Source organism: Marinitoga sp. 1155 (assembly GCF_001021175.1).
Lineage (GTDB): Bacteria > Thermotogota > Thermotogae > Petrotogales > Petrotogaceae > Marinitoga.
On the sequence record NZ_AZAX01000041.1, the window covers coordinates 1 to 3245 of the forward strand.

The following is a 3245-nucleotide window of genomic DNA, read 5'->3' on the forward strand; positions in this document are numbered from 1 at the left end:
AAAAAGTTAAGAGGGGATATATCGTACATCTTTTAAATGAAATATTAGTATCTTATGATTTAGATTCTAAAGGTAATATAATAAATAAAGAAATAAAGAAAGAAGAACTTAAAAAAATAAAATATCCAGAAAATGCAGAAATTACATTTTATATTGTGAGGACATGGAAAGGATTAAAAATCGATTGGATGAAATCTGTATATTTGTTAAAATAAAGTGACTATCTAAATTGGAGATGTACGTTTTCGATTGGATTTGTGGTATATATCAGCTTCCTAATAGGTTTTGAATATTTAAAGTAAGCAAGTTCCCAATTGTTTTTCCATATTTGTACTGCTATGGGGTGAGTTTTGCCCCATTTTTTTTCAAATTCCTCAAGCGCTGTCTCAGCTGCTTCAAGATTTGGAGCCTGGTATATAGGTTTCAAATCCTTAGTGATTTCCTTTCTATATTTATGAGGGACATATTTAAAAGTATTTCTAAATTGATGTACAATACACATTTGAACTTCAGTTTTTGGAAATGCGGCATGAATTGCATCAACAAAACCTGTTAATCCATCTACAGAAGCAATTAAAATATCCTTATAACCATCAAGATTAATACCAATAACGTTATATATAACTTTTTTCCTTACAATACCATCTTCCTTTACTGAATAAAATGAAGTGTCCAAATATACGATAGCATATACTTCTTCCAAAGGTCTATTTTTCCAGTCATTAATCAAAGGAATTACAGTATTAGTAATTATACTAGGGTGTATTCTCTAAAAGATCAAGAAGTTAAAGTTAAAAATATGTTAAGAAATATTTTAGAGAATTTTTAAAATTACCCCACTATTACAGCAAACATTATCGCTGCAATTGTTTAGAAAAATTATAATTTTTATATAAGTTAATTTTAAAATTATAAATTTGAATATTAGTAGATTAAATGATTATGCATTTTTTAATAGTCTTGATCTAAAGTATTTATAGTCGAATACTGTATTATTAGTCCATAACGTATAAACTAATTCAGCTAATTTTCTTACTATAGCAATTTCAGCCACTTTTGTATGTTTTCCTCTTTTAATTAAATCATGGTATTTTTTCGATATTCTGGCATTAATTTTAAAACTCTCTCAGCCCATAATGTAAATGTATGTCTTAAGTGCTTGTTACCTTTTTTTGATATTTTTTTGTTTCTTTTATATTTACCTGATTGAGATACTGTAGGATCAAGTCCTATGTACGAAACGAAATGTTTTTTAGTTTTAAAACGAGTAATATCTCCTACTTCTGATATTATTGTAAATGGAGTTACTAATTCACCTGAACCTGGGATTGAAGTTATCGCTTTATATGCCTGAATATACTTGTTTTCTATTTTATTATTATCATTATTATTATTATTATTATTATTCTCGTTATTATTCCTATTATTATTATTATTATTATTATCACTGTTATTGTTACTATTGTTATTACTATCGCTATTGTCAAGAAAATTATTTATTTCATTAATATCGAGAGTGTTAAGTAGTTCATTTGAAATTCTCTGTATTTCTTTTTCTAATATTTCTATCTGTTCCATATGATTCTTAATTAATTCTATTTTTGATTTGATTATTATAGCAGAAGTGTCATGTTCTATTCCTATTGAATGTTTTAAATCATTTATTACATCTAATGCTTTTTCTTTATTCCAGAAGCATCGCTTCGCGAAAAATTATTTTAATTATAATATTTGATTTAGATCAATATTTTAAAAATGAAAATAATAAAAAATCTTTAAATATCATTGTATAAAAGCTAAGCTTTTATACATTTTATGAAGCAAGTAAATTTATGACTTTTCTTTTGTGTTTCATTATTGACTTTAATGTAGGATATCTTGATAATAATTTTAGTAAAACGGGAGATTTCATATCTGAGAAATGCTTTAATAATTCAGGCATATATAATTTTAAATCCTCTTTTAATCGCACCTGTAAAGAAGTAAAAGTTTTAACAATTGACTTTCTTGCTCTAAGCAAATTTCTTAACTCTAAAACTAAATCCTCAGGTTCAGATGATTTAATTACATAATCACTTAATAAATATACAGCTTTAGCAATGTTTTTAGCATCGATCTTATCAGTTTTTGAATGGCTAAATGCTCTCATGAAATTCTTGAGAGAATATGGGTGTAATACCAGAATATCAATACCTCTTTTGTTTAAAAATTGTTTTAAAGGAATATGGTAGGTGCCAGTGGCTTCCATTGCTATCATATATTCATCTTTAACGTGTTTAACAACTTTTAGAAGAAATTTATTAAAACCATCATATGACTGTTCAAAAACAAAGTGTTTAAACTTTTTACCATCAAAAGTAGCAACATCAAATTTTTTTGAAGAAATATCAATGCCGATACTTATCATATGGAATACCTCCTTTCGTCATATGACCATGCTTTGTACAAGCTTAACGCTTAATTCTCTAAAACATGCTAAAAGGAGTTGATAACTACAGCCTCCAAGCTTTTAAAGCTTAGTCTAAAAAAAGTATCTTTCTCCATATGATTATTGTAAGAATCATTGTCTTAAAAATTATTTTGTTTTAAATTATCAGATATATTTTAAATTCTGTCTTTTAATGTATATTATGCATATATTATCAATAATAGTATATCCTATATCTATTATTATATAACTTAACAAAAACTATTTTCAATTAATTTTAATCATGATATTATCTATTAATTTATTTTCTTTTTCTATTTTAATTATACACGGTCTAAAAAATCTCAAATGAAACGAAGGCTCGAAAATTGTCCTTACACGCTTACAGCGGGTAATCGGAATAAATAATTTTTATTATATAATATTATAAATCCTTTCCCCTTAGATTTTTTATAAAAAATCTAAGCGTAAAATGAAAGCCGTCAAAATTACAAGGATGTAGTGCCGCGAAACAATACACGATGTATTGTTTGAGCGACAGCTGAGAATGAATAATTTTAAGGATAAGCAATCAAGCTGCCTGAGTGAATTTGACTTTTTAGACATCGTATTTATGATTATAGTCATCAAAATTAAATAAAAAAATAACAACAAAAATATATCAAGTGATATAATAATTATGTAAAAATTTTTAATTTTAGAAAATAAAAAACTATTATAATTTTACTTAAATTTTACATAGTATAGTTGACTTCTTTTTTTTTTTTTGCTAAAATTATTGTAAATTGAATAAGTGAAAATAATATCTTTTAATTGT

At 25.3% G+C, this 3245-nt stretch carries 4 protein-coding genes; 1 reads left to right on the forward strand and 3 read right to left on the reverse strand.

The window, feature by feature from the left end:
• Positions 1–215 (forward strand): hypothetical protein (locus X274_RS12200; protein WP_047265543.1); only part of this gene is annotated, 215 nt, incomplete at its 5' end.
• Between the two features lie 5 nt (positions 216–220).
• Here the strand turns inward: X274_RS12200 and X274_RS09885 are convergent.
• From X274_RS09885 to X274_RS09895, 3 genes are all read right to left on the reverse strand, one after another.
• A complete protein-coding gene (locus tag X274_RS09885) occupies positions 221–766 on the reverse strand; it encodes a transposase (RefSeq protein WP_335337579.1) in 546 nt (181 codons plus the stop codon).
• A gap of 311 nt (positions 767–1077) precedes the next feature.
• Positions 1078–1578: an IS110 family transposase gene (locus X274_RS11690; RefSeq protein ID WP_052913290.1), complete on the reverse strand. Its 501-nt coding sequence runs from the start codon at positions 1576–1578 to the stop codon at positions 1078–1080.
• 235 nt (positions 1579–1813) lie between these two features.
• Positions 1814–2407: an IS110 family transposase gene (locus X274_RS09895; RefSeq protein ID WP_047266671.1), complete on the reverse strand. Its 594-nt coding sequence runs from the start codon at positions 2405–2407 to the stop codon at positions 1814–1816.
• Between the last annotated feature and the right edge of the window lie 838 nt (positions 2408–3245).

Bases quoted from the DNA above. Each gene is read 5' to 3' on its own strand.
- X274_RS11690 (WP_052913290.1), bottom strand. From the start codon at position 1,578: ATGGAACAGATAGAAATATTAGAAAAAGAAATACAGAGAATTTCAAAT.
- X274_RS09895 (WP_047266671.1), bottom strand. From the start codon at position 2,407: ATGATAAGTATCGGCATTGATATTTCTTCAAAAAAATTTGATGTTGCT.